Here is a 20,699-nt window from a genome sequence, read left to right as displayed (position 1 = left end):
GGCATAGCATCCGGCATATGGGCGGCGTCATGGACTGCGCTGCCGCCGCGATTGACCGGGAACAAGAGGGACAGGGCGATGAGCTTCAGGCAGGATGTGGACGCGGCAGCGCTGGCCTTGCGCGAGCTTTTCCCCGAGACGCCGTTGCAGCTCAACGACCACCTCAGCGCGCGATATGGCGCGAAGATCTACCTCAAGCGGGAAGATCTCTCGCCAGTGCGCTCCTACAAGATCCGCGGCGCCTTCAACTTCTTCCGGAAAGCGATCGCCACCGGTGCGCGCGACCGGATCTTCGTTTGCGCTTCCGCCGGCAATCATGCGCAAGGCTTCGCCTTCGTCTGCCGCCACTTCGGCGTCGAAGGCATCGTCTTCATGCCGGTCACGACGCCGCAGCAGAAAATTGACAAGACGCGGATGTTCGGCGGCCCTTTCATCACCATCAAGCTGATCGGCGACATCTTCGACCAGTGCTACAGGGCCGCGCGTGAGCATGTGGAGGCGACAGGCGGCATGTTGGTGCCGCCGTTCGACCATGCCGATATCGTCGAAGGGCAGGCGACCGTTGCCGCGGAAATCGCTGCGCAATTGCCGGAGGGCGTGGTTCCCGACCTGGTGATCATGCCAGTCGGCGGCGGCGGCCTCTCCGCCGGCATGACGGGCTATCTCGACGGCAGCGTCGATCCGAATGGCTTCGTCTTCTGCGAACCGGAAGGCGCGCCGAGCCTCAAGCGCAGCCTGGAGACGGGGGCGGTGGTGACGCTGGAGCAGGTCGACAATTTTGTCGATGGCGCCGCCGTCGGCCGGATCGGCGACCTGAATTTCGAGCGGCTCAAGCACTTTTCCGCACGCCAGACGCTTCTGTTGCCGGAAAACGCGATCTGCGTGACCATCACCGAGATGCTGAACCTCGAGGGCGTCGTGCTGGAGCCTGCGGGGGCGCTCGCGATCACCGCGCTTGCCGAACTGGACCCGGTCCAGCTCGCCAGCAAGACCATCGTGGCTGTGGTATCCGGCGGCAATTTCGATTTCGAGCGGCTGCCCGACGTCAAGGAGCGGGCGATGCGGCATATGGGCCTGAAGAAATACTTCATTCTCCGCATGGCCCAGCGTCCCGGCGCGCTCAAGGATTTCCTCGGACTTCTCGGAGACGAGGACGACATCGCGCGCTTCGAATATCTGAAGAAGTCAGCCCGCAACTTCGGCTCGATCCTCATCGGCATCGAAACCAAGCGGCCGGAAAACTTTCCGAGGCTGATGGCGGCCTTCGACGGAGCGGGCCTGAAATATCAGGACATCACCGACAACGATATCCTGTCCAATCTCGTGATCTGAACGCAGGTCTCCGGCTTCGAAACGCTGGACGATGCGCCGACACTTTGACAACGACATTCACCAAGGCTAAATCTTTTCCATGGCATCGTTTTTCTCCCGTCTCTTCGGCCGCAGCGCGTCCGAAACCGCTCCAGAAGCCGCCTCCGGCTCCACCGAAACCTATGGCGATTGCTTGATCCGGGCGACGCCGATGAAGGAGGGCAGTCAGTACCGGCTCTCCGGCGTCATCGAAAAGACTGTGGGCGGACAGACCGTGTCGCGCAGCTTCATCCGGGCCGATATGTTCTCGTCTTCTGACGAAGCCTCATCGGCGGCGCTGCGCAAAGCGCACCAGATCATCGACGAAAACGGCCCGTCGCTTTTCTCGGACGGTGCCGTGTCCCGCCAGGTCTGAACCATCACGGCGCGCGGTCGATGCGGCAGTGATAGCAATTGTTTCGCGACGAGCGCACATGCACATAAGAGATGTCCGGCCGCGCCAGCATATCCGATGCGCGGGCGGCAATTGCCTCGGTCAGGGTAACCGCGCCTGACCCGTAGACGATGCGATCGTTTTCGTCATAGCCCCTGACGATGTAATCCCGACTGCTCAAAATCGGCGGCAGTGTTTCCTCCGCAGCGTAGCGGGCGCAGGGTGCTGCATGCAGGAAAATCGGCCCACTCTCCGCATAGGCCTGCAGCGTGGGAAATGCCCTGTAGGCAAGGAGCATGGCTGGTTCCCCCTGTGCGATATCCTCAAGGCAATGCCGGCATGGGTTGCCATCCCCGTCCGAAACGAAGCGTTCCGGGGCAAGGTCGTAGGCGTCTGCCCCGCCATTCCAGATATGCATTGCATCAGCCGTCGGCATGGCGGTAAAGCGGATCTTCGTCATGATGGTCTCCCTGATGGTTCAGGGATCATGACCAGACGGATGCGCAGGCGACACCCGTTTCCGGACGCCTAAAGTTTCGCGACGAGCGAGAGCAGTTCGTCTTCGCTCAACGGGACGAGCTGATCTTCCCGGGTGGCGACCGGAGAGAAGCCGAATCGCTGGTAAAGCTGGATGGCACGGGGATGGTCGAGGTTGTTCGTCTGGACCTTGACCACTTTCGGGCCATAGCTCCAACAGCCGTAGAGCGCCTGCAGCAGGAACCACTTGCCGAGACCGAGGCCGAGTGCGCGCTCGAACAGACCGAAATGCGTCAGCTCGACCGTGTCTTCATCCACATGCAGCACTTCGAAGAAACCGGCCGGCGCGCCATTGACGTAAAGCACGGTCACGCAGTTTCGCTTGTCGTGAAGCACAGCGGTCAGAGCCTCGTCGTCGAGACGAAGGCGATCGACCCAGTGCCAGCGGCGGCCGACCTGCAGATAGAGGAACCGGTAATAGGCCGGTGGGATCTCGGCGACACGCATCAGCGCCGTCTGGATATTCACCGGAAAGGGCAGGCTCTGCTTCGGCGCGGCCCTCATCTCCAGTTCGGTGATGTGGATCGTTACCGGCTGCCCCGGCGTGAGAACGACCCCGGCATCTGCCTGCGTGTTGGTTTCCGTGGCATTTCCTGCGACTGCGTCTACCAATTCCATGCGTGTTCCACTCTTCCCACTCAAGGCTTGCTGGCCGTTCAGAGCTTACCGGTTGCGATCGCGGTATCCGCGCGACTCCCCCATTCCGACCAAGAACCATCGTAGAGTGTATTATCGCTATGTCCAAGAGATTGCAGCGCCAGCGTGATGATCGCTGCCGTGATACCGGAGCCGCAACTGGTGACGACCGGCTTTTCGAGGTCGATCCCCGCATCCGCGACGAGTTTCTGCAACGCGGGCAGAGACTTGAAGTGCCCGTTCGTGGCGAAGCTGCCGGCCGGCAGACTGCGAGCCCCCGGCATATGGCCGGAGCGCATGCCGGCGCGGGGCTCGGCTTCCTCGCCGCTAAAGCGGCCAAGGCTGCGGGCATCCGCGATCTGGCGGCTGCCGTCTCCGACGATCTCCGTCATCTGGTGAAACGACGTAACGGCGCTCTCATCGAAGGTCGGGGTGAAGACGGCCGGGGATACGGCTGTCGCCTCCGGCGTCACCGGCCGACCCTCGCTCGTCCACCCATCGAGGCCGCCGTCGAGCACATAGACGTCAGGCGCGCCCATCACGCGGAACATCCACCAGGCCCGAGGCGCGGAGAAGAAACCGGGCCCGTCATAGACGACGATCGTGTTCGTCTCGGAAATACCGAGCGCCCCGACAAAAGCGGCAAAAGCCTCCGGGCTCGGAAGCGTGTGCGGCAGTCCGCTGGTTGCGTCCGAGATCGCGTCATGGTCGAGGAAGACGGCGCCCGGAATGTGCCCGGCGGCATATTCGGCCTTCGGATCACGCGCGTGGGCCGGCAGATACCAGGAGGCGTCAATGATCCGCAGGTTGGCATCGCCGAGGCGCTCCTGCAGCCAGTCGCTGCCGACGACGAATGGGCTTTTCTCTTCACGCATGCTGGCAGATCCCTTTTGACGGTGGAATGATGTTGCTGAAGACGCGGTTGCTGAAAATGTGGGTGGCAGAAACAGGGCGACGTCAGGCCACCGGCTCGGGAGAGCCGAAGCGAATGCGGAAGCGCCGGTTCTCCTTGCCCTTCTTCTCGATCTTGGCGATGTGGATCTCGCCCACCTCCTGTGTTTCCGACACATGCGTGCCGCCGCAGGGCTGGCTGTCAATGGCGGCATCCTCGCCGATGCAGACCAGGCTCACGCGGCCAAGACCGACAGGCGGACGAACGTTCTTCGATTTGACGATGTCGGGGTTGGCCAGAAGCTCCTCGTCGGAAATCCATCGCAGCGTTATCGGATGGTTTTCCCGAACCAGCGCCATCATCTTCTCGGAGACGTCGTTCTTGTCGATCGTCTCGCTCATGTCGAAATCGACCCGGCTCTCGTCCTCGCCCACGGCCGCGCCCGTGATGGGGTAGGGGCACACGACGGAGAGAAGATGGCAGGCCGTATGCATCCGCATCAGCTTGTAGCGCCGCGGCCAGTCGATATGTGCGACGATCTCCTCGCCCGCCGCCGGCCTCGGTTGATCGGCGGCGGGGACATGCACGATGATATCCTTGGTCGCACCCGTCCGCGTGGTCGCGATCTCGATCCGACTTCCGTCGGCACGCTCGAGGAAACCGCTGTCTCCCGGCTGACCGCCGGACGTCGCATAGAAACAGGTGCGGTCGAGCACGATGCCGCCGTCTTCGAGGACATCGGTCACCCGTCCTTCGCAGGTCGAGAGATAGAAGTCGTCGCGAAACAGCGCGACGGTCTGACCCGCCTGGGGTGGCGTCATGGCGTCAGGCATTGCCGGCCTCGTAGGGAATGTCGATCTTGCTCTGCCGGATCAGAAACTCGGGAACCGGCAATCCCTTCGACTTCAGGAAATCCGGGTTGAAAAGCTTGGATTGATAGCGGTTGCCGTAGTCGCAGAGGATCGTCACGATCGTGTGTCCCGGCCCGAGGTCGCGCGCCAACCGGATCGCGCCGGCGATGTTGATGCCCGAGGATCCGCCGAGGCAGAGCCCTTCGTTCTCGATCAGGTCGAACACGAGGGGGACCGCTTCGGCATCCGGAATGCGATAGGAATAATCGGGCGTGAAGCCTTCGAGGTTCGCCGTGATGCGGCCCTGGCCGATGCCTTCCGTGATCGAGCTGCCGGGAGAAGCGAACGCGCCCTCGGTATAGTAGCTGAACAGGGCGGCGCCTTCCGGATCGGCAAGGCCGATCTTGATGTCCGGATTGAAACCGCGCAGACCCTCGGCCACGCCGGCGAGCGTGCCGCCGGAGCCGACGGCGCAGATAAAACCGTCCACCTTGCCGTCGGTATCGCGCCAGATTTCCGGCGCGGTTGTCTCGACATGCGCTGCCCGGTTCGCCGTGTTGTCGAACTGGTTTGCCCAGATGGCGCCGTTCGGCTCGGTGCGGGCCAGCTGCTCGGCAAGCCGTCCCGAGAGTTTGACGTAATTGTTGGGATTTCGGTAGGGCACGGCGGGGACTTCGACCAGTTCGGCCCCTAAAAGCTTCAGCGCGTCCTTCTTCTCCTGGCTCTGCGTCTCCGGAATGACGATGACGGTGCGATAGCCCAATGCCTGCGCCACCAACGCAAGGCCGATGCCCGTATTGCCGGCCGTTCCCTCGACGATGACGCCACCCGGGCGCAGCGCGCCGGCACGTTCGGCCGCACGGATGATCGAAAGGGCCGCGCGATCCTTCACCGACTGACCGGGATTGAGGAACTCGGCCTTTCCAAGAATCGTGCAGCCGGTGGCGTCCGACGCCGATTTCAGGCGGATGAGGGGCGTATTGCCGATGGCGTCGAGGACGGAATTCAATGCGGGCATATCTGGGACCTCTTGGCGGAGAATCGCAATGGGAACATCGGCAGGCTTCAGCGCAACATAGCCGTGCAGCAGGCAGCGGCAAGGCCGGCGATGATGGGAACCGGGGTTCGGGGTGACTGTCCGTTCGTTTTGCCTTTGCAAACCGGCCGCTACAAGAAAAACGGTTTTGCCGGAGACGTCTTGGGCGCAAATTCTGTCTTCAAACGGACGGCGCAATTTTCGGTGATCCACGGGCGAGACAGGATCGTAAGAAAACATTATCGTCTGAGGGAGGCCTCGGGAGGGGACGGTGGATAGGGTGTGATGACGACAAGCGAATTCGATACGGTGGATACGTTGATGGCGCATTATGCGGCTGGCATTCTGCCGGAGCCCGCCCGCGTCCTCGTCGCGGCGCATCTGGAACTGAAGCCGTCAAACCGCCAGACGGTCGCTGCCTTCGAGACGGCGGCCGGCGATCTGATGGAGACGCTCGATCCCGCGCCGATCAGCGATCCTGAGAACCGTATTGCAACCATCCTGTCCAGTGCTCCTCTCCAGCATGCAGCGGACACCGCCCAGCGGCATGCCGAGACGGAGGCCGAGACGGACGCCTGGCCGCGAGCACTGCGGGATTTTGCAGGATTCGACCGCGACGACGTGCCGTGGCGCTGGAAGCTTCCGGGCCTCAAGGAATATACGCTCGGCAAGATTGATGGCTGCGACGTCTCTTTCTACCGGATCCGGCCTGGTCGGGCGATTCCCGAGCACACACATGAAGGTTTCGAGCTGTCGCTGGTGCTGCACGGCGCCTTTAGCGATGTCAGGGGCCGATTCGGCCGCGGTGATATTTCGGTGGCCGACGACAGCCTTGACCATCGACCGGTCGCCGAAAGCGGCGAGCATTGCATCGTCTTCGCGGTCACGGATGCACCGGTCAAATTACGCGGGTCTCTCGGACGCCGCCTCAGCGATCTGATTGGCTGAAACGCCGCAGTCTGGTCGCCTTTCCGGATCGGGCGCCTGCTCTATTTCATCGTTCAATCACGAAAACAGGCTGTCCGCACAGACTTGGGAGAACTGTCATGTCGTCTTTCGTCGCACGTCCGGAACATGGTCTTGCCTGGGTCACCGGCGCAAGCTCGGGAATCGGGCGGGCTCTGGCGCTCAAGCTCGTCGCCGAAGGTTTTGGGGTGGTCGTCACCGCCCGCAGCCATGACAAGCTGGTGTCCCTCCAGCGCGAGGCGACCGGTCCGGGCCGCATCATCGTGCTCGACGGTGACGTCACCGATCCCGCCGACATGGAGCGGGTGATCGCCTCGATCGAATATGATCACGGAACACTGGCACTGGTGGCGCTGAACGCGGGCGTCTTCAAACCGGTCCATGGCGAGGATCTGCACCTTGAGGATTTTCAGGAGACCTTCTCGGTCAATCTCAACGGCGTGGTGAACTGCCTGCTGCCTGCCATTCGTCACATGAAGGCCCGCAGCCAGGGACAGATCGCGATCGTTTCCTCCGTCACCGGCTATGGCGGCCTGCCGACGAGCGGCGCCTATGGTGCGACGAAAGCGGCCCTCATCAACATGGCCGAAAGCCTGAAGTTCGATCTGGACAAACAGGGCATCCGCATCCAGGTGGTCAATCCCGGCTTCGTCGATACGCCGGCGACGAAGGAAAACGCCTTTCCCATGCCGGCTCTAGTCTCGCCGGAAGACGCGGCAGGCGCGATCGTCGCGGGTCTTCAGGGCTCGGGCTTCGAGATCACCTTCCCGAAGCGCTTCACCTACGTCCTGAAAGCCGTCAATATCCTGCCCTATTGGCTCTATTTCCCTTTGGTGAATGCCGCCACGGGCTGGAAGAAGCGTCCCTCCGTCAAGGCGCGGGCGCCTCGCGGAAAGCCGGAAGAGCCTCAGGCCGTGTGAAGCACGACGACGGCACCGAAGACCAGCGCAAGACCGACCCAGCCGATCGGTTTCAGCTTCTGCTTGAAGAGCAGTCGTGCGCTGATCGCCGTTCCGAAGATGCCCGTCGCGCCGAGAATGCCATAGGCGACGGCAAGGTCCATGCCGCGGACGGCTTGCGCCAGGAAGGCGAACGCAATGAGCACCAGCAGAATGGACAGGACGCCCCAGCCCTTGCGGGAGAAGCCTTCGGACTTGCTGGAGGCCAGGTTCGCCGCGACGTCGAACAGACCCGCCAGCACGGCGAGGAGGAAGGGCAATTCAGGCACGCTCATCGGCAGCTCCTGACGTTGCAGCTCCATGGTCCTCGCCCGCATTGACGAGAATGATGCCGAGAACGGCCATGCCAAGGCCGATCAGTTCCCGTAGGCTCAGATCGTGGTGGAAGAAGAAAACCGATACCAGCGTGATCAGCGCAATGCCCGATCCTTCCCAGATGGCATAGGCAACGCCGACCGGCAGTGTCCGGACGGCTTTGGCCAGACAGACATAGGAGAAGGCGATCGCCACATACATGACGATATAGCCGGCCACGCCGCCATTGACGCTGGCCGCCTTCATGACGGTGAGACCGACGACCTCGATCAGGATCGCCAATGCGAGATAAAGCCAGGCAAGCCGGCGGGCGCGCCGCGGGCCGGTGGGCGGGTCAAGGGTCATGATCTCTCAAGCGCTGGGGTCGATGGCTTCGCGTAGCTGACGTTGCATGCGCTCGTCCAGCGGAAATGTCCACATCAGCGCGATAGCGCAGAGCTTGAGGACCACGGGCACCCAGGCATAGAGGACAGCCAGCGCGAACAGGGCGCCCGGCGTGTTGCCGGCACCCCTGGCGGGATCGAACCCCGCTGCCGACAGGAGAGGGAAGACGAGGCCGGCACCGATCGCGAGCGACAACTTCGTCGCCAGTCCCCAGGCCGCAAAATAGAAGCCGCCCCGCTGTTCGCCGGAGACGGCCGTATCCGCATCGATGACATCGGCCTGGATCGACGGCGGGAGCGCGAGATCAAACCCCAAGAGAATGCCGGTGACCACGCAGATGGCGCCAAAACCGTACAGACTGCCGAGGGCGAGAAACGGCGCCAGCAGGAAGACGGCACAGGCAACGAGCATGGCAACGGCCCAGGCGCGATGCTTGCCGAAGCGGCTGGCGCAGGCGCTGGCGAGCGGGATACCGGCGATCGCGCAGAGAAAGTAGAGAAAGAGCAGCGGCCCGCGCATCTCCGGCAGGCCGAGCCGTGCGGAGACGAAATAGAGAAACAGCGTGGCCGGAATGCCGTTGGCAAGCCCGTTGAGGAAGTAGGCGAGCACCAAGCGCAGGAACGGCTTGTTCGACACCAGAAAGCGCAACGCTTCCGGCAGCGACAGTCGCGTCTGCGTGCGGTTCGCAGGTTCGGGCACCATGCGAACGGTAAGGCCCCCGAGGACGAGCAGGCCGATGCCGACGAGGATGCCGAGAACGGCGAGACCGGACAGTCCTTTCTGCTCGAAACCGATCGCAAAGGGCAGGATGATCGCGATCAGCGTGCCCATCAGCGTAAAGGTCTCGCGAAAGGCGGAGAGGCGCGTGCGCCCGTGATAGTCACCGACGAGTTCCGCACCCCAGGCGGAGTAGGGCACCATGGCCATGGTGAAGCCGAGCGAGACGACGCACCCCCAGACCCCGAGCCATCCGGCACCCGCCGTTTCGGCCGGCCAGTAGAGCATCATGGCGGCGAGCGCTGCGACCGGGAGCGACAACAGAAACAGGAGACGGCGCCGGCCGAAGGCCGGGTCCATGCGGTCTGCGGCATAGCCGACCAGCGGGTCCGAGACGGCGTCGAACAGCCGGATCAACAGGATGACCCATCCGGCCGTGGCGATCGGCACCCCCAGCGTTTCGGTGTAGTAGGTCGGCACGAGCGAGTAGAGCGGGAGCCCAAGCGCTGCGAGCGGTGCTGCGGGCAGGGCATAGGCAAGAAGAATGCGCACCGGCAGCTTTGCGTCCGCGTGACGGGCGGTTGTGCCCCGCCCGTCCGAAGGCTCATTCATAGACGACCTGTCGCACATCGATGTTCTTTGCCCGGAAACCGGCCTCACAATAGAACAGGTAGAATTCCCAGAGCCGCTTGAAGCGGATGTCGAAGCCGAGCGGCTCGATTTTCGGCCAGACCGACCAGAAGCGTTCCCGCCATTCGGCAAGCGTACGGGCATAGTCGAGACCGAAGCCGCGGTCGCCGACCATGGTCAGCCCGACCTTGGAGCCGAGCGACACCAGATGCTCGCGCGTCGGCAGCATGCCGCCAGGAAAGACGTATTTCTGAATGAAATCCGGATTGGCACGATATTCTCTGTAGGATTCCGGCTTGATGGTGATGATCTGCAGCCCGGCGCGACCGCCCGGCTTCAGGCAGCGGCGCACCTGCGAGAAATAGGTGGGCCAGAATTTTTCCCCGACAGCCTCGAACATCTCGATCGAGACGACCTTGTCATAGGTGCCGGTCTCGTCGCGATAGTCCTGAAACTTGATATCGACCTTGTCGGTCAATCCGGCCTTCTCCATGCGGGCGCGGGCGAAATCCAGCTGCTCGCGGCTGATTGTGAGGCCGGTGACACGGCAGCCGATTTCGCTCGCCGCATATTCGGCGAATCCGCCCCAGCCGCAGCCGATTTCGAGCACATGATCGTCGGGCCCGATGCCGGCGGCATCGGCGAGGGCCTTGTACTTCGCTCTCTGGGCCGACTGCAGGTCCTCGGCGCCATTCGCGTAGAGCGCCGAAGAATAGGTCATCGACGGATCGAGCCATTGCTCGTAGAAAGCGTTGCCGAGGTCGTAATGGGCCGAGATGTTCCGTTTGGAACCGGCTTTGGTGTTCGCGTTCATCCAGTGACGCAGTTTCTCGACAAGGCGAAGCACACCGCGCGCACCATTGGGAAAGTGACGACCCATTTCCGCATTGACGAGAAAGAGCTCGAGAAAGGCGCCGACATCGGGGCTTTCCCAGTCACCATCCATGTAGCTTTCCGCCACGCCGATGGTCCCGTTCGCCAAGGCGCGCTGGGGCAGGTTCCAGTTGTGCAGCGTCACGGCGGCTTCCGGCCCCGGTGCCCGCCCCTTGATCACGAACGTCCGGCTGTCGGGAAGTGTCAGATGCAGGCAGCCCGCTTCCATATGGACGAGACCGCGAAGTACCATCTGAGCTTTTGCAGGCAAACCTTTGATGAAGCGAGAAATATTGTCCTTTGACAATCGCTCCGCGGGCGATTTCTCATCGCGCCATGTCTCAGCTGAACGCATCGCACAACCTTTCGGCAAATATCGAACTTACACAAAATAGCCTTATTCGGCCGGGCTGCAAGTCTCGGGGTGGGAGGTGGGTTGTGGCGAAAGCCGGCGGGCAGCCGGCGCCTCGCGGCGCAGATCGTCGGTCCAAACGCTCGTCGGTCCCGGCGGTGCGGGCCTCGGGATATACCGTGCGCCTTTCCACCACAGCTTGGCTGCTTCCAAGTGAATGCCGGCCACGATCTTCAAGGTGAGATGCGGGATCCGGCCGACAAGACGCAGAAGAGTGCCGGTGGTCAAAGGCTTCGCCTGGCCGGAGAAAGTCGCGGAAAGCACAGGCCCCTCCGCATCCGTTTCGAGGATGCGCCAGCGGATGTCCTTGCCCGGCGGGATCATTCGGAACCGGTAGCGCATCGCCATCGGCATGAATGGCGACACATGAAAGATCTTGTCGCATTCCTGCCGGATGCCGGCCGCACTGACCTGCCCGTCCGAGATCGGACAGACATAGGTGTGCCGTTCGCCGAAGGTGTTGCGCACCTCATAGACAAGCGCCACCAGCGCATCGGATGCGTCATACGCGTAATAGACGGCAATGGGATTGAAGACCCAGCCAAGGATGCGCGGATAGCAGACGAGAAGCACGCGGGCCGCCGGAACGGCAAGCCCAGCCTCCTGCAACAGGCCGTCGATATAGACGCGAAGCGAGATGTCGTGCCGACCGGAGTGATCGCTCTGGTGGAAAGAGATCAGATTGAAACGATCGACGGAGAACACGCGACTGAGCGTTGCTGCCGCGGCGAGCCGGTCGAGATCCACCATCAGTGAGAAGACGCCGTAGGAAAACCGGTGTCCCAACGGTTTCATCCGCTGGTGCATCACAGTCCCGGCATAGAGCAGCGCCGATTCCGCCGGCGGCCCCTGCAGGCATCCTTCGTCGGTGAGCCTATGGGTCATTCCGCAGCTTCGGCGAAGACGGGAACTGAGGCAAGCCGCCAGGGGATCATGCCGCCGAGCGCCTCCGCGGCTGCGAGGCCCGACGACAGACCGTCTTCATGGAAACCATAGCCCGTCCACGCACCGGCAAAGAACGTGCCGTTGTCGCCCTGGATAGCCTTCAGGCGGCGCTGGGCATCGACGGATCCGGCGTCGAACTGCGGATGGTCATAGGTGAATTCCGAAAAGACGAGGCGCGGATCGGGTTCGCGTTCGGGGTTCAGCGTCACGAAGAGCGGGCAGGCGGGATCGATCGCCTGCAGGCTGTTCATCCAGTAGGTCACCGCCACCTGCGTATCGGCACCGGGACGGGTGGAGCGCAGATAATTCCAGGAAGCCCAGACCTTCCGGCGCTTGGGCATCAGGGCGGCATCCCGGTGCAGGACGACGCGGTTGGGCTTGTAGGGCACCGCCGCCAGCACCGAGCGTTCCTCCGGAGTCGCATCGGCCAGCATGGCGAGCGCCTGATCGGAATGCGCGGCAATGACGATCTTGTCATAGACCCGCACCGTCCCGTCGTTCTCGGTCACATGAACCTTGCGCCCGTCGCGTCGGATGGAGCGGATGCCGCAGTCGAGCTTCAGGCGGTCGCCAAGCGGCGCGAGCAGCTTGTCGAGATAGACGCGGCTGCCGCCGGCCACTGTGCGCCACGGGTGCGGCGTCGCATAGACGAGGCGGTGATTGTCGAAGAACTGGATGAAATGATCGGCTGGAAATTCCAGCATTTTCGCGGCAGGCGCCGACCAGATCGCGGCCGCCATCGGCAGCAGATAATTGTTGGTGAAACCGGGCGAAAACCGACGCCAGTCGAGATAGTCGCCGATCGACATTTCGGACAGCCGGCCCGCATCGCGATCGACAAGGCAGATCTTGTTGAAGCGCAGAATCTCCTTCAGCATCAACAGGAAGGAGGGGCGCAGCATGTTGCGTTTCTGCGCGAACAGGCCGCTGAACGGACCGCCGCGCCATTCCAGTGCGCCATGATCGAGCGAAAGCGAAAAGCTCATGCTGCTCGGCAGCGTCTCGACGTCCAGTTCGGCAAACAGCGCTTTCAGATTCGGATAATTCGGCTCGTTATAGACGATGAAGCCGGTATCCACCGCGATGCGTCGGCCATCATAATCGACCTCTACGGTCGCAGTATGCCCGCCCGGCCGTTCGGCCTTTTCGTAAAGCGTGACATCGTGAACATCGCGCAGGGCCCACGCGGCCGAGCTGCCGGAAATGCCGGAACCGACCACGGCGATCGACAGTCTTCCATTCGTTCCAGAGAGGCCGGCGGGAAGGGTGAGGGTCATGCGGCATCCTTGATATTGCGGTAGGCGGCAAGCGCGCGGTCCCGCGCCTTGGCATGGTCGACGATCGGCTCGGGATAGGTGTCGCCGAGCTTGACACCGGCTTTGGCGAGAACGGCGGCCGGGGCATCGAACGGATGATGGATCCATTTGCTCGGCAACTCGGCCAGTTCCGGCACGTGCTCACGGACATAGAGCCCATCGGTGTCGAATTTCTCGCCCTGCGTGATGGGATTGAAGACGCGGAAAAAGGGGGACGCATCGGCGCCGCAGCCCGCCACCCACTGCCAGTTCATGGCATTGCTGGCCGGATCGGCGTCCACGAGCGTATCCCGGAACCAGCGTTCGCCGCGCCGCCAGTCGATCAGCAGATCCTTCACCAGAAAGGACCCGACGATCATGCGAACGCGATTGTGCATCGTCCCATAGCGCCACAGTTCCCGCATCCCGGCGTCCACGATGGGAAAACCGGTCAGGCCCTTCGTCCAGCGATCGAAATCCTTGTCGCCCTTCGTCCAGCCCAGCTTGTCGTATTTCCGGTTCAGGCTCTCGGTCGGCATATCGGGATTGTGGAACAGGAGGTGATAGGCAAATTCGCGCCAGACGAGCTCCTTGCGGAAGGTGATGACATCGGCCGTGTCGGCTTTGGAGAGACCGCGCGTCGCGTGCCAGATGCGGGCAGGGGAGATCTCGCCCATCGCAAGATGCGGCGACAGCCGCGACGTTCCCGCCTCCCAGGTCCGCTCCCGCGATGCGCGATATCCGTCGATGGTGCTCTCGGTGAAGTCCTCGAGCTTTTCGCGCGCGGATGTCTCGCCCGGCTCCCAACGCTCCGCGAAATCCGCGGCCCAATCGCGCTTCGGCAACAGCCCCCAATCCGCAAGCGCCTCCGAAGATGGAAAACGCGCGGGTGCCTCCAGCACTTTCGGCGCGTCGACCGGCTCGGGAGGCTCGCCCCCGGCCTCGACCGCCCGCCAGAACGGCGTGTAGACCTTGTAGGGACCGCCCGTCTTCGTCTTGACGCGCGAAGGCTCGTGCAGGAGTGCGCCGGAAAAGCTCACCACCTCAAGCGCATCGGACGAAAGCGTCTCTTTCAAGGGCTTATCGATGGCGATGCCAACCGGGTCGTATCGCCTGTTCCAGAAAATGGCGGTGGCACCTGATGCCTGGACGAGCTTCTGAAGAACCGTTTCCGCATCGCCGCTTCGGAGGATGAGATGCGAACCGAGTTTCTCGATCCGATCCGCGAGAGACGTCAGGGAATGGTGCAGCCACCACGCCTGCGCTTCGCCGAGCGGGCCGGCCTCGGCTTGATCTTCGCGAATATAGAGGGGGATGACCGGACGACCGGTTTCGGCAGCGGAGGCCAGCGCACGATGATCGTCCGTCCGGAGGTCCTTGCGAAACCATACGATGATGGGAGCCTTGTCCCGATGATGCACGTCGTCCATCTCAACCCGTCTGTTGCCTTTGGCGGTCTTACGGCCAAGGACGTGTTGTGGATCAAGAAGGTTTCAAAAACATACGCATGACGCAAAGGCGAGGCCGAAATTCCGAAAGGCGTCAGGAGTCAGGATTCAGCAGACGAACCCAATGCCCCCGGAAGAGGACAGACGCGACCGCTGCAGGAGCGTGAGAGATCTGTCCGGTTCGATGCGATACGTCTCGATCGCCGGGCACCCCAATTCGTCGGTGATCTGCTTCGTAAACGTGCTGCCGATCGGGGCCTTTGTCAGTTTCGTTCGGGGCTGCCCATTATAGGTGATGCTCCCGGGGATCGGCCGCACCTGATAAGGCGTGCAGGCCGTCAGCGACAAGGCGCTACAGAGGGCAACGATTGCAGTCTTCTTCATCGATCGCTCTCGGTTTGGTTGGGGAAAGTGAGACCGTGGTTCCTGGGCAGGTCAGCGTCAGAATGCACCACCCGTGACGGGATTGACGACAGGACGATCGCTGTCGTCAGCGACGTCTTCCGGCTTCACGAATGTCGGCGCGATCGATGGGGTCTCGCGGGCGAGGGTATCATCCGCCGTCGGTTGAACGTCATCCGGCTTTGCCTGCTCCGATATCTGAAGATGATCTTTGCGATCCATGATCCGTTCTCCGCTTTGACCCAAAACACGGGCCGCGAACGGAAGTTCCATCGCAAGAGACGGGACGGAAAACTGGATATCAGGATGCGATAGAAAGGCGGCTGAGCCGCATGCCATGATCTGAAGAAGAAAATGGCTCCCCGGGCCGGATTCGAACCGGCGACCTGTCGATTAACAGTCGAATGCTCTACCGCTGAGCTACCAGGGAACATCTGCGCTGCAGAAGTGAGGCTGCTAATACGGATGCTTTTTCGATTTGCCAAGCGCTTTTTTCAAAAAAGCACGTCCTGCTGTGGACAAACTCACCCTCGAAACACACCTGAGGGGCAGAGCGGACGACAGGGGTCGTCTCATATCGCATCGCCGGATTGGATCGTGATGGACGAGGTTGACGCAGTTGCAGGCCCGGCGGGCAAAGCCCTTGAGAACGCACACCCGAAGACAGGGGATGCAGGCACCGGGTCCGCCGAAGCACGCTCGCCACACCCCCGGCGGCATGGCCCGCAGATTTCGATCGGCTCCTGGCACATGCCGCTTCCCCGGCAAAAGTGGTTGCGGGTCCTGATCGGCTGTCTGCTGGTCGTCTTCGGTCTTCTGGGCTTCCTGCCCATTCTCGGATTCTGGATGGTGCCGCTCGGCCTCGTAGTGCTCTCGCACGACTCGTCTTACATCCGTCGAAGACGCCGTCGCATGGCCGTCTGGTGGGAGCGCCGCAAGCGCGCCAAAGCCGCAGCGAAACTCAAGTCCGACTGACGGATAGCAAAAAGGCCGGTTCGAACCGGCCTTTCCAAACATTGCGCTGTCGATAAGCTTTAGCCGTTGGTCGTTCCTGTCTGCGGCGTCGGGTCGCGATCGGTCGGGGCTGGCTGCATCGGCTCGCCATTGGCCGGCGTGTTGTCGATCGTTCCCTGATTGGCCGGTGCGGCCTGGCCGTTTTGAGCGGGCTCCGTCTGCTGGCGATCGGTCGCCGCGTCGTTGTCGGTGCTTTCGCCGAACATTTCCGCCGCGCCCCAGGCAATCAGCGCGAGAAACAATCCACCGATCAGCACCATGAGGACCGGCCGCCCGACGCCGCCCTGACGCGCTTCGGTCGGGTTCAACGTGACCTTCTTGTTCAGTTCCTGCGTCGATCTGACATCGCCGCGCTCGTCCACTATTTTTGCCATGGTCATCTCCTCGGGTTCTCGTTGGGAGCAACGGGCAGAGGGGCCGTAAGTTCCCTCACACCTCCCGCATCCCCGAAGCCATATGGATTTGCGCAATTTCGTGATATGGTTAAAAAGCGGTCCAGTGAGGAGCGACCGCGTCGGTATGAGCGGGAGGAACGCCATGCATTACAATGTTCAATTCTTCACCTGGACGCCGCGCGACGGCGTCCATCAGGTCGGCAGGATGGTGGAGGTCGATGCGGTCAATGCCAAGCTGGCAGCGACGTCGCTGCTCGGTCTGCGCCTGGGAGAGAAGGGCGAGGCGAGCCGTCTTGCGGCGCGCGTCTGGGCGGCCGAGGATGCCGCGAAGGCAGATTGCGTCTGCTTCTTCTACCAGTAGCGTTCGGGTGCCGGCAGCGCGTCAGGGACGATCGCCCACCCAGACCTTCGATCGGACGGGCCAGACCTTCGATCGGACGGGTCAGACCTTCGATCGGAGGGGTCAGACCTTCAGCGCGAATGCGGAGGTCACGCCATCCACGACGAATTGCACGGCCAGCGCGGCGAGGATGACGCCGAGCAGGCGTGTGAGAATCGCGCGCCCTGTCTGGCCGAGAAACCGATCGATGCGCTCCGCAATCACCAGCGCTGCAAACAGGATCGCCACGCAGACGGCGATGACGAGAATGAGCTGCAGCCGCCCAACGGTGCCGGGATAGGAGCCCGCCAGAAGGATGGTCGCCGAGATCGCACCCGGTCCGGCGATAAGCGGTAGGGCCAGCGGGAAGACGGCGATGTTTTCGATGTGGTCGCGGAGCGTTGCCGTCTCGCCGGTCTTTTCCTTCCGTTCGTTGCGCTTTTCGAAGATCATTTCGAAGGCGATCCAGAACAGCAGAAGTCCGCCGGCGATGCGGAAGGCGCCGATGGAGATGCCGAGCAGCCCGAGGATGCTATCTCCGAATAGCGCGAAGACGGAGAGGATGCAGAACGCGATCAAGCTGCCGCGCGAGGCGACCTGCTTTCGTTCGCTTCGGCTCATTCCGGCAGTCAGGCTCAGGAAGATCGGTGCAAGGCCCGGAGGGTCGATGGTCACGAGGATCGTGGTCAGCGCGTTGATCAGAAGGTCGGTATCGGGCATGCCGCTCTCCGGTGCGCGTCTCGCGCGGGAGATCAGTTAGTCTCAAGCTGCATTACGGGTAAAGGGGCAGGGCGTCCCTGTCGCAAGTTTACCTTGGAAAGCCGCCCTTTTGCTGCCAGAAAGGCAGAAGACTGTTCACAACCCCCTGCGGAAATTGGCGCATGGGCGCTGTGTCGATTATATATAGCCCTCTGATTCTGACCAACGATCGTGACCCAAATTGACTGAGCAAACACCTCCCGGCGGCGGCAAGAACCCACCAGGCATCGAGCCCATTTCCATTATCGAGGAAATGCAGCGCTCCTATCTCGATTACGCGATGAGCGTCATCGTCAGCCGCGCGCTCCCCGATGTTCGCGACGGCCTGAAGCCGGTTCATCGGCGCATCCTGTTCGGCATGAGCGAACTGGGGATCGACTGGAACAAGAAATACGTCAAATGCGCCCGTGTGACCGGGGACGTGATGGGTAAATACCATCCGCACGGCAACCTCGCGATCTACGACGCGCTGGCCCGCATGGCGCAACCCTGGTCGCTCCGCCTGCCGCTGATCGACGGGCAGGGCAATTTCGGTTCCATCGACGGCGACCCGCCGGCGGCCGAACGCTATACAGAGTGCCGTCTTCAGAAGTCGGCGCACGCCCTTCTCGACGACCTCGACAAGGAAACCGTCGATTTTCGCGACAATTACGACGGCACGCTGTCCGAGCCGGTCGTCATGCCGGCGAAGTTTCCGAATCTGCTCGTCAACGGCGCCGGCGGCATCGCGGTTGGCATGGCGACGAACATCCCGCCGCACAACCTCTCCGAAGTCATCACCGGCTGCATCGCCCTGATCGAAGATCCCGCGCTCGAGCTGCCGCAACTGATGGAGATCATTCCCGGACCGGACTTCCCGACCGGCGCCATGATCATGGGGCGCTCCGGCATCCGCTCGGCCTACGAGACGGGCCGCGGTTCGGTCATCATGCGCGGTAAGGCGCATATCGAGCCGATGCGCAACGATCGCGAGATGATTATCGTCACCGAGGTTCCCTATCAGGTGAACAAGGCGACGATGATCGAGAAGATGGCCGAGCTCGTGCGCGACAAGCGCATCGAGGGCATCTCCGATCTGCGCGACGAGAGCGATCGCCAGGGCTACCGCGTGGTCATCGAGCTGAAGCGCGACGCCAATGCCGAGGTCATCCTCAACCAGCTCTATCGCTACACGCCGCTGCAAACCTCGTTCGGCTGCAACATGGTGGCGCTGAACGGCGGCAAGCCGGAGCAGATGACGCTGCTCGACATGCTGCGCGCCTTCGTCGCCTTCCGCGAGGAAGTCGTCAGCCGCCGCACCAAGTACCTGCTGCGCAAGGCGCGCGAGCGCGCCCATGTGTTGGTCGGTCTCGCCATCGCGGTCGCCAATATCGATGAGATCATCAAGCTGATCCGCGAGGCGCCCGATCCGGCGACCGCGCGCGAGCAGTTGATGACGCGCCGCTGGCCGGCACATGACGTGGACTCGTTGATCCGGCTGATCGACGATCCCCGCCACAGGATCAACGAGGACGGCACCTACAATCTCTCCGAGGAACAGGCCCGCGCCATCCTGGAACTGCGTCTTGCCCGTCTGACGGCGCTTGGACGCGACGAAATCGGCGATGAGCTGAACAAGATCGGCGCCGAGATCAGCGACTATCTGGAGATCCTGGGATCCCGCCTGAGGATCATGACGATCGTCAAGGACGAGCTGACGGCCATCCGCGAGGAATTCGGCACGCCGCGTCGCACCGAGATCGTCGAAGGCGGTCCGGATATGGACGACGAGGACCTTATCTCCCGCGAAGACATGGTCGTGACCGTGTCTCATCTCGGCTACATCAAACGCGTGCCGCTGACCACCTACCGGGCGCAGCGCCGCGGCGGCAAGGGCCGCTCCGGCATGTCGACCCGCGACGAGGATTTCGTCACCCGCCTGTTCGTCGCCAACACGCACACGCCGGTCCTGTTCTTCTCCTCGCGCGGCATTGTCTACAAGGAGAAGGTCTGGCGCCTGCCGATCGGCACGCCGACCTCGCGTGGCAAGGCGCTGATCAACATGCTGCCGCTCGAACCGGGCGAACGCATCACCACGATCATGCCGCTGCCTGAGGACGAGGCCAGCTGGGCCAATCTCGACGTCATGTTCTCCACGACGCGCGGCACGGTTCGCCGGAACAAGCTGTCGGATTTCATCCAGGTCAACCGCAACGGCAAGATCGCGATGAAGCTGGAAGAGGATGGCGACGAAATCCTGTCCGTGGAAACCTGCACCGATCGCGACGACGTGCTTCTGACCACGGCGCTCGGCCAGTGCATTCGCTTCCCCGTGGACGATGTCCGCGTTTTTGCCGGCCGCAATTCGATCGGCGTCCGTGGCATCTCGCTCGGCAAGGACGATCGCATCATTTCCATGACGATCGTCAGCCATGTCGACGCGGAACCATGGGAGCGCGCTTCCTATCTCAAGCGTGCATCGGTCGAACGGCGTCTTGTGGCCGGGGAGGCGGTCGCAGGCGAAGATGACGACATTGCACTGGTCGGTGAAGAGGGAGCCGAGGTCGTCGGCGAACTGTCGCAGGAACGCTACGACGAACTCAAGGCCCAGGAACAGTTCGTTCTCACCGTCTCGGAAAAAGGCTACGGCAAACGCTCCTCGACCTACGACTTCCGCACATCCGGTCGCGGCGGCAAGGGAATTCGGGCCACCGACACGTCGAAGACGAACGAGATCGGCGTTCTCGTCGCTGCCTTCCCGGTGGAAGATGCCGACCAGATCATGCTCGTCTCGGACGGTGGGCAGCTGATCCGCGTTCCCGTCGGTGGGATCCGCCTCGCCAGCCGCGCCACCAAGGGCGTCACGATCTTCTCCACGGCAAAGGACGAAAAGGTCGTCTCCGTCGAGCGCATCAGCGAGCCGGAGGACGATGAAGCCGCTGTCGCCATCATCGATGAGCAACTGGCTCAGGAAGCCGCGACAGACGACGCTCAGACGCCCGAAGCGCCGGATACCGCGTCGGAATAGTCCCGCAAGGGTCTGGCAGAGCCTATCGAAACGAGAAAAGCCGGACGGGAGGGAACCGTCCGGCTTTTTTGTATCCCGCAGCGCTGGAGGTCGCCTTGGGAGG

General features: G+C 62.5%; 23 protein-coding genes and 1 tRNA gene. 7 read left to right on the top strand and 17 right to left on the bottom strand.

Annotation, left to right across the window (positions count from 1 at the left end; translation table 11 throughout):
- The first annotated feature begins 78 nt into the window (after positions 1 to 78).
- Positions 79 to 1,332 carry a threonine ammonia-lyase gene (gene ilvA, locus C8J36_RS04750; RefSeq protein WP_132533119.1) on the top strand — a complete coding sequence of 418 codons (1,254 nt, stop codon included), beginning with the start codon at positions 79 to 81 and terminating at the stop codon, positions 1,330 to 1,332.
- Positions 1,333 to 1,411: 79 nt separating this feature from the next.
- Positions 1,412 to 1,726 carry an HlyU family transcriptional regulator gene (locus tag C8J36_RS04745; protein ID WP_132533117.1) on the top strand — a complete coding sequence of 105 codons (315 nt, stop codon included), beginning with the start codon at positions 1,412 to 1,414 and terminating at the stop codon, positions 1,724 to 1,726.
- Between the two features lie 4 nt (positions 1,727 to 1,730).
- On the opposite strand, the gene C8J36_RS04740 is transcribed toward C8J36_RS04745, so the two are convergent.
- The 5 genes from C8J36_RS04740 to C8J36_RS04720 form a co-directional block, all read right to left on the bottom strand.
- The gene (locus tag C8J36_RS04740; RefSeq protein ID WP_132533115.1) at positions 1,731 to 2,204 is read right to left on the bottom strand and encodes a DUF1203 domain-containing protein; all 474 of its coding nucleotides are present in this window, start codon (positions 2,202 to 2,204) and stop codon (positions 1,731 to 1,733) included.
- A 68-nt stretch (positions 2,205 to 2,272) separates the two neighbouring features.
- Positions 2,273 to 2,785 (bottom strand): GNAT family N-acetyltransferase, encoded by a 513-nt coding sequence (locus tag C8J36_RS04735; RefSeq protein ID WP_132533891.1) that lies wholly within the window; start codon positions 2,783 to 2,785, stop codon positions 2,273 to 2,275.
- Between the two features lie 152 nt (positions 2,786 to 2,937).
- Positions 2,938 to 3,792, bottom strand: a complete 855-nt coding sequence (sseA, locus tag C8J36_RS04730) for a 3-mercaptopyruvate sulfurtransferase (protein ID WP_132533113.1) — start codon at positions 3,790 to 3,792, stop codon at positions 2,938 to 2,940.
- Between the two features lie 82 nt (positions 3,793 to 3,874).
- Positions 3,875 to 4,642: an alanyl-tRNA editing protein gene (locus C8J36_RS04725; protein ID WP_245506460.1), complete on the bottom strand. Its 768-nt coding sequence runs from the start codon at positions 4,640 to 4,642 to the stop codon at positions 3,875 to 3,877.
- Entirely contained in the window at positions 4,635 to 5,678 is a 1,044-nt protein-coding gene (locus tag C8J36_RS04720) for a cysteine synthase A (protein ID WP_062596431.1), read from the bottom strand. The genes C8J36_RS04725 and C8J36_RS04720 overlap by 8 nt, the downstream gene beginning before the upstream one ends.
- Positions 5,679 to 5,981: 303 nt before the next feature.
- Between C8J36_RS04720 and C8J36_RS04715 the strand changes: the two genes are divergently transcribed.
- Both C8J36_RS04715 and C8J36_RS04710 read left to right on the top strand, forming a co-directional pair.
- The gene (locus C8J36_RS04715; protein ID WP_132533111.1) at positions 5,982 to 6,644 is read left to right on the top strand and encodes a ChrR family anti-sigma-E factor; all 663 of its coding nucleotides are present in this window, start codon (positions 5,982 to 5,984) and stop codon (positions 6,642 to 6,644) included.
- A gap of 98 nt (positions 6,645 to 6,742) precedes the next feature.
- Complete coding sequence (locus C8J36_RS04710) at positions 6,743 to 7,582, top strand: SDR family NAD(P)-dependent oxidoreductase (protein ID WP_132533109.1); 840 nt, start codon at positions 6,743 to 6,745, stop codon at positions 7,580 to 7,582.
- Here the strand turns inward: C8J36_RS04710 and C8J36_RS04705 are convergent.
- The 10 genes from C8J36_RS04705 to C8J36_RS04660 all read right to left on the bottom strand — a co-directional run bounded on the left by C8J36_RS04705 (position 7,570) and on the right by C8J36_RS04660 (position 15,472).
- Positions 7,570 to 7,896 carry an SMR family transporter gene (locus C8J36_RS04705; protein WP_062596428.1) on the bottom strand — a complete coding sequence of 109 codons (327 nt, stop codon included), beginning with the start codon at positions 7,894 to 7,896 and terminating at the stop codon, positions 7,570 to 7,572. The genes C8J36_RS04710 and C8J36_RS04705 overlap by 13 nt on opposite strands.
- On the bottom strand, positions 7,883 to 8,281 hold the full coding sequence (locus C8J36_RS04700) for a multidrug efflux SMR transporter (RefSeq protein WP_132533107.1): 399 nt from the start codon (positions 8,279 to 8,281) through the stop codon (positions 7,883 to 7,885). Before C8J36_RS04700 ends, C8J36_RS04705 begins: the two co-directional genes overlap by 14 nt.
- A 6-nt stretch (positions 8,282 to 8,287) precedes the next feature.
- Positions 8,288 to 9,589 (bottom strand): MFS transporter, encoded by a 1,302-nt coding sequence (locus C8J36_RS04695; RefSeq protein ID WP_245506459.1) that lies wholly within the window; start codon positions 9,587 to 9,589, stop codon positions 8,288 to 8,290.
- Positions 9,590 to 9,641: 52 nt separating this feature from the next.
- A complete protein-coding gene (locus tag C8J36_RS04690; RefSeq protein WP_132533103.1) occupies positions 9,642 to 10,895 on the bottom strand; it encodes a cyclopropane-fatty-acyl-phospholipid synthase family protein in 1,254 nt (417 codons plus the stop codon).
- Positions 10,896 to 10,937: 42 nt separating this feature from the next.
- Positions 10,938 to 11,837, bottom strand: a complete 900-nt coding sequence (locus C8J36_RS04685; RefSeq protein ID WP_132533101.1) for a DUF1365 domain-containing protein — start codon at positions 11,835 to 11,837, stop codon at positions 10,938 to 10,940.
- Positions 11,834 to 13,174 carry an FAD-dependent oxidoreductase gene (locus C8J36_RS04680; protein ID WP_132533099.1) on the bottom strand — a complete coding sequence of 447 codons (1,341 nt, stop codon included), beginning with the start codon at positions 13,172 to 13,174 and terminating at the stop codon, positions 11,834 to 11,836. The genes C8J36_RS04685 and C8J36_RS04680 overlap by 4 nt, the downstream gene beginning before the upstream one ends.
- Positions 13,171 to 14,622, bottom strand: coding sequence for a deoxyribodipyrimidine photo-lyase (locus tag C8J36_RS04675; RefSeq protein ID WP_132533097.1), 1,452 nt, complete (start codon positions 14,620 to 14,622; stop codon positions 13,171 to 13,173). The genes C8J36_RS04680 and C8J36_RS04675 overlap by 4 nt, the downstream gene beginning before the upstream one ends.
- A gap of 126 nt (positions 14,623 to 14,748) precedes the next feature.
- Positions 14,749 to 15,024, bottom strand: a complete 276-nt coding sequence (locus C8J36_RS04670) for a hypothetical protein (RefSeq protein ID WP_132533095.1) — start codon at positions 15,022 to 15,024, stop codon at positions 14,749 to 14,751.
- Positions 15,025 to 15,081: 57 nt separating this feature from the next.
- Entirely contained in the window at positions 15,082 to 15,264 is a 183-nt protein-coding gene (locus C8J36_RS04665; RefSeq protein WP_132533093.1) for a hypothetical protein, read from the bottom strand.
- A gap of 133 nt (positions 15,265 to 15,397) precedes the next feature.
- Positions 15,398 to 15,472: transfer RNA gene (locus C8J36_RS04660), tRNA-Asn, on the bottom strand.
- Positions 15,473 to 15,642: 170 nt separating this feature from the next.
- Between C8J36_RS04660 and C8J36_RS25710 the strand changes: the two genes are divergently transcribed.
- Positions 15,643 to 16,017: a hypothetical protein gene (locus tag C8J36_RS25710; RefSeq protein WP_348631349.1), complete on the top strand. Its 375-nt coding sequence runs from the start codon at positions 15,643 to 15,645 to the stop codon at positions 16,015 to 16,017.
- 59 nt (positions 16,018 to 16,076) lie between these two features.
- On the opposite strand, the gene C8J36_RS04650 is transcribed toward C8J36_RS25710, so the two are convergent.
- The gene (locus tag C8J36_RS04650; protein ID WP_132533091.1) at positions 16,077 to 16,430 is read right to left on the bottom strand and encodes a hypothetical protein; all 354 of its coding nucleotides are present in this window, start codon (positions 16,428 to 16,430) and stop codon (positions 16,077 to 16,079) included.
- 163 nt (positions 16,431 to 16,593) lie between these two features.
- Between C8J36_RS04650 and C8J36_RS04645 the strand changes: the two genes are divergently transcribed.
- The gene (locus C8J36_RS04645) at positions 16,594 to 16,812 is read left to right on the top strand and encodes a hypothetical protein (RefSeq protein ID WP_062593214.1); all 219 of its coding nucleotides are present in this window, start codon (positions 16,594 to 16,596) and stop codon (positions 16,810 to 16,812) included.
- 102 nt (positions 16,813 to 16,914) lie between these two features.
- On the opposite strand, the gene C8J36_RS04640 is transcribed toward C8J36_RS04645, so the two are convergent.
- The gene (locus tag C8J36_RS04640) at positions 16,915 to 17,550 is read right to left on the bottom strand and encodes a MarC family protein (protein ID WP_062593212.1); all 636 of its coding nucleotides are present in this window, start codon (positions 17,548 to 17,550) and stop codon (positions 16,915 to 16,917) included.
- Between the two features lie 220 nt (positions 17,551 to 17,770).
- Here C8J36_RS04640 and gyrA point away from each other — a divergent pair, with 220 nt between their 5' ends.
- Positions 17,771 to 20,596 (top strand): DNA gyrase subunit A, encoded by a 2,826-nt coding sequence (gene gyrA, locus C8J36_RS04635; RefSeq protein WP_132533089.1) that lies wholly within the window; start codon positions 17,771 to 17,773, stop codon positions 20,594 to 20,596.
- Positions 20,597 to 20,699: the final 103 nt, after the last annotated feature.

The sequence above is a fragment of the Rhizobium sp. PP-F2F-G48 genome (assembly GCF_004342335.1).
GTDB lineage: Bacteria > Pseudomonadota > Alphaproteobacteria > Rhizobiales > Rhizobiaceae > Ferranicluibacter.
The sequence above is the reverse complement of the archived record's forward strand: the minus strand, read 5'-3'. Positions and strand labels throughout refer to the sequence as shown.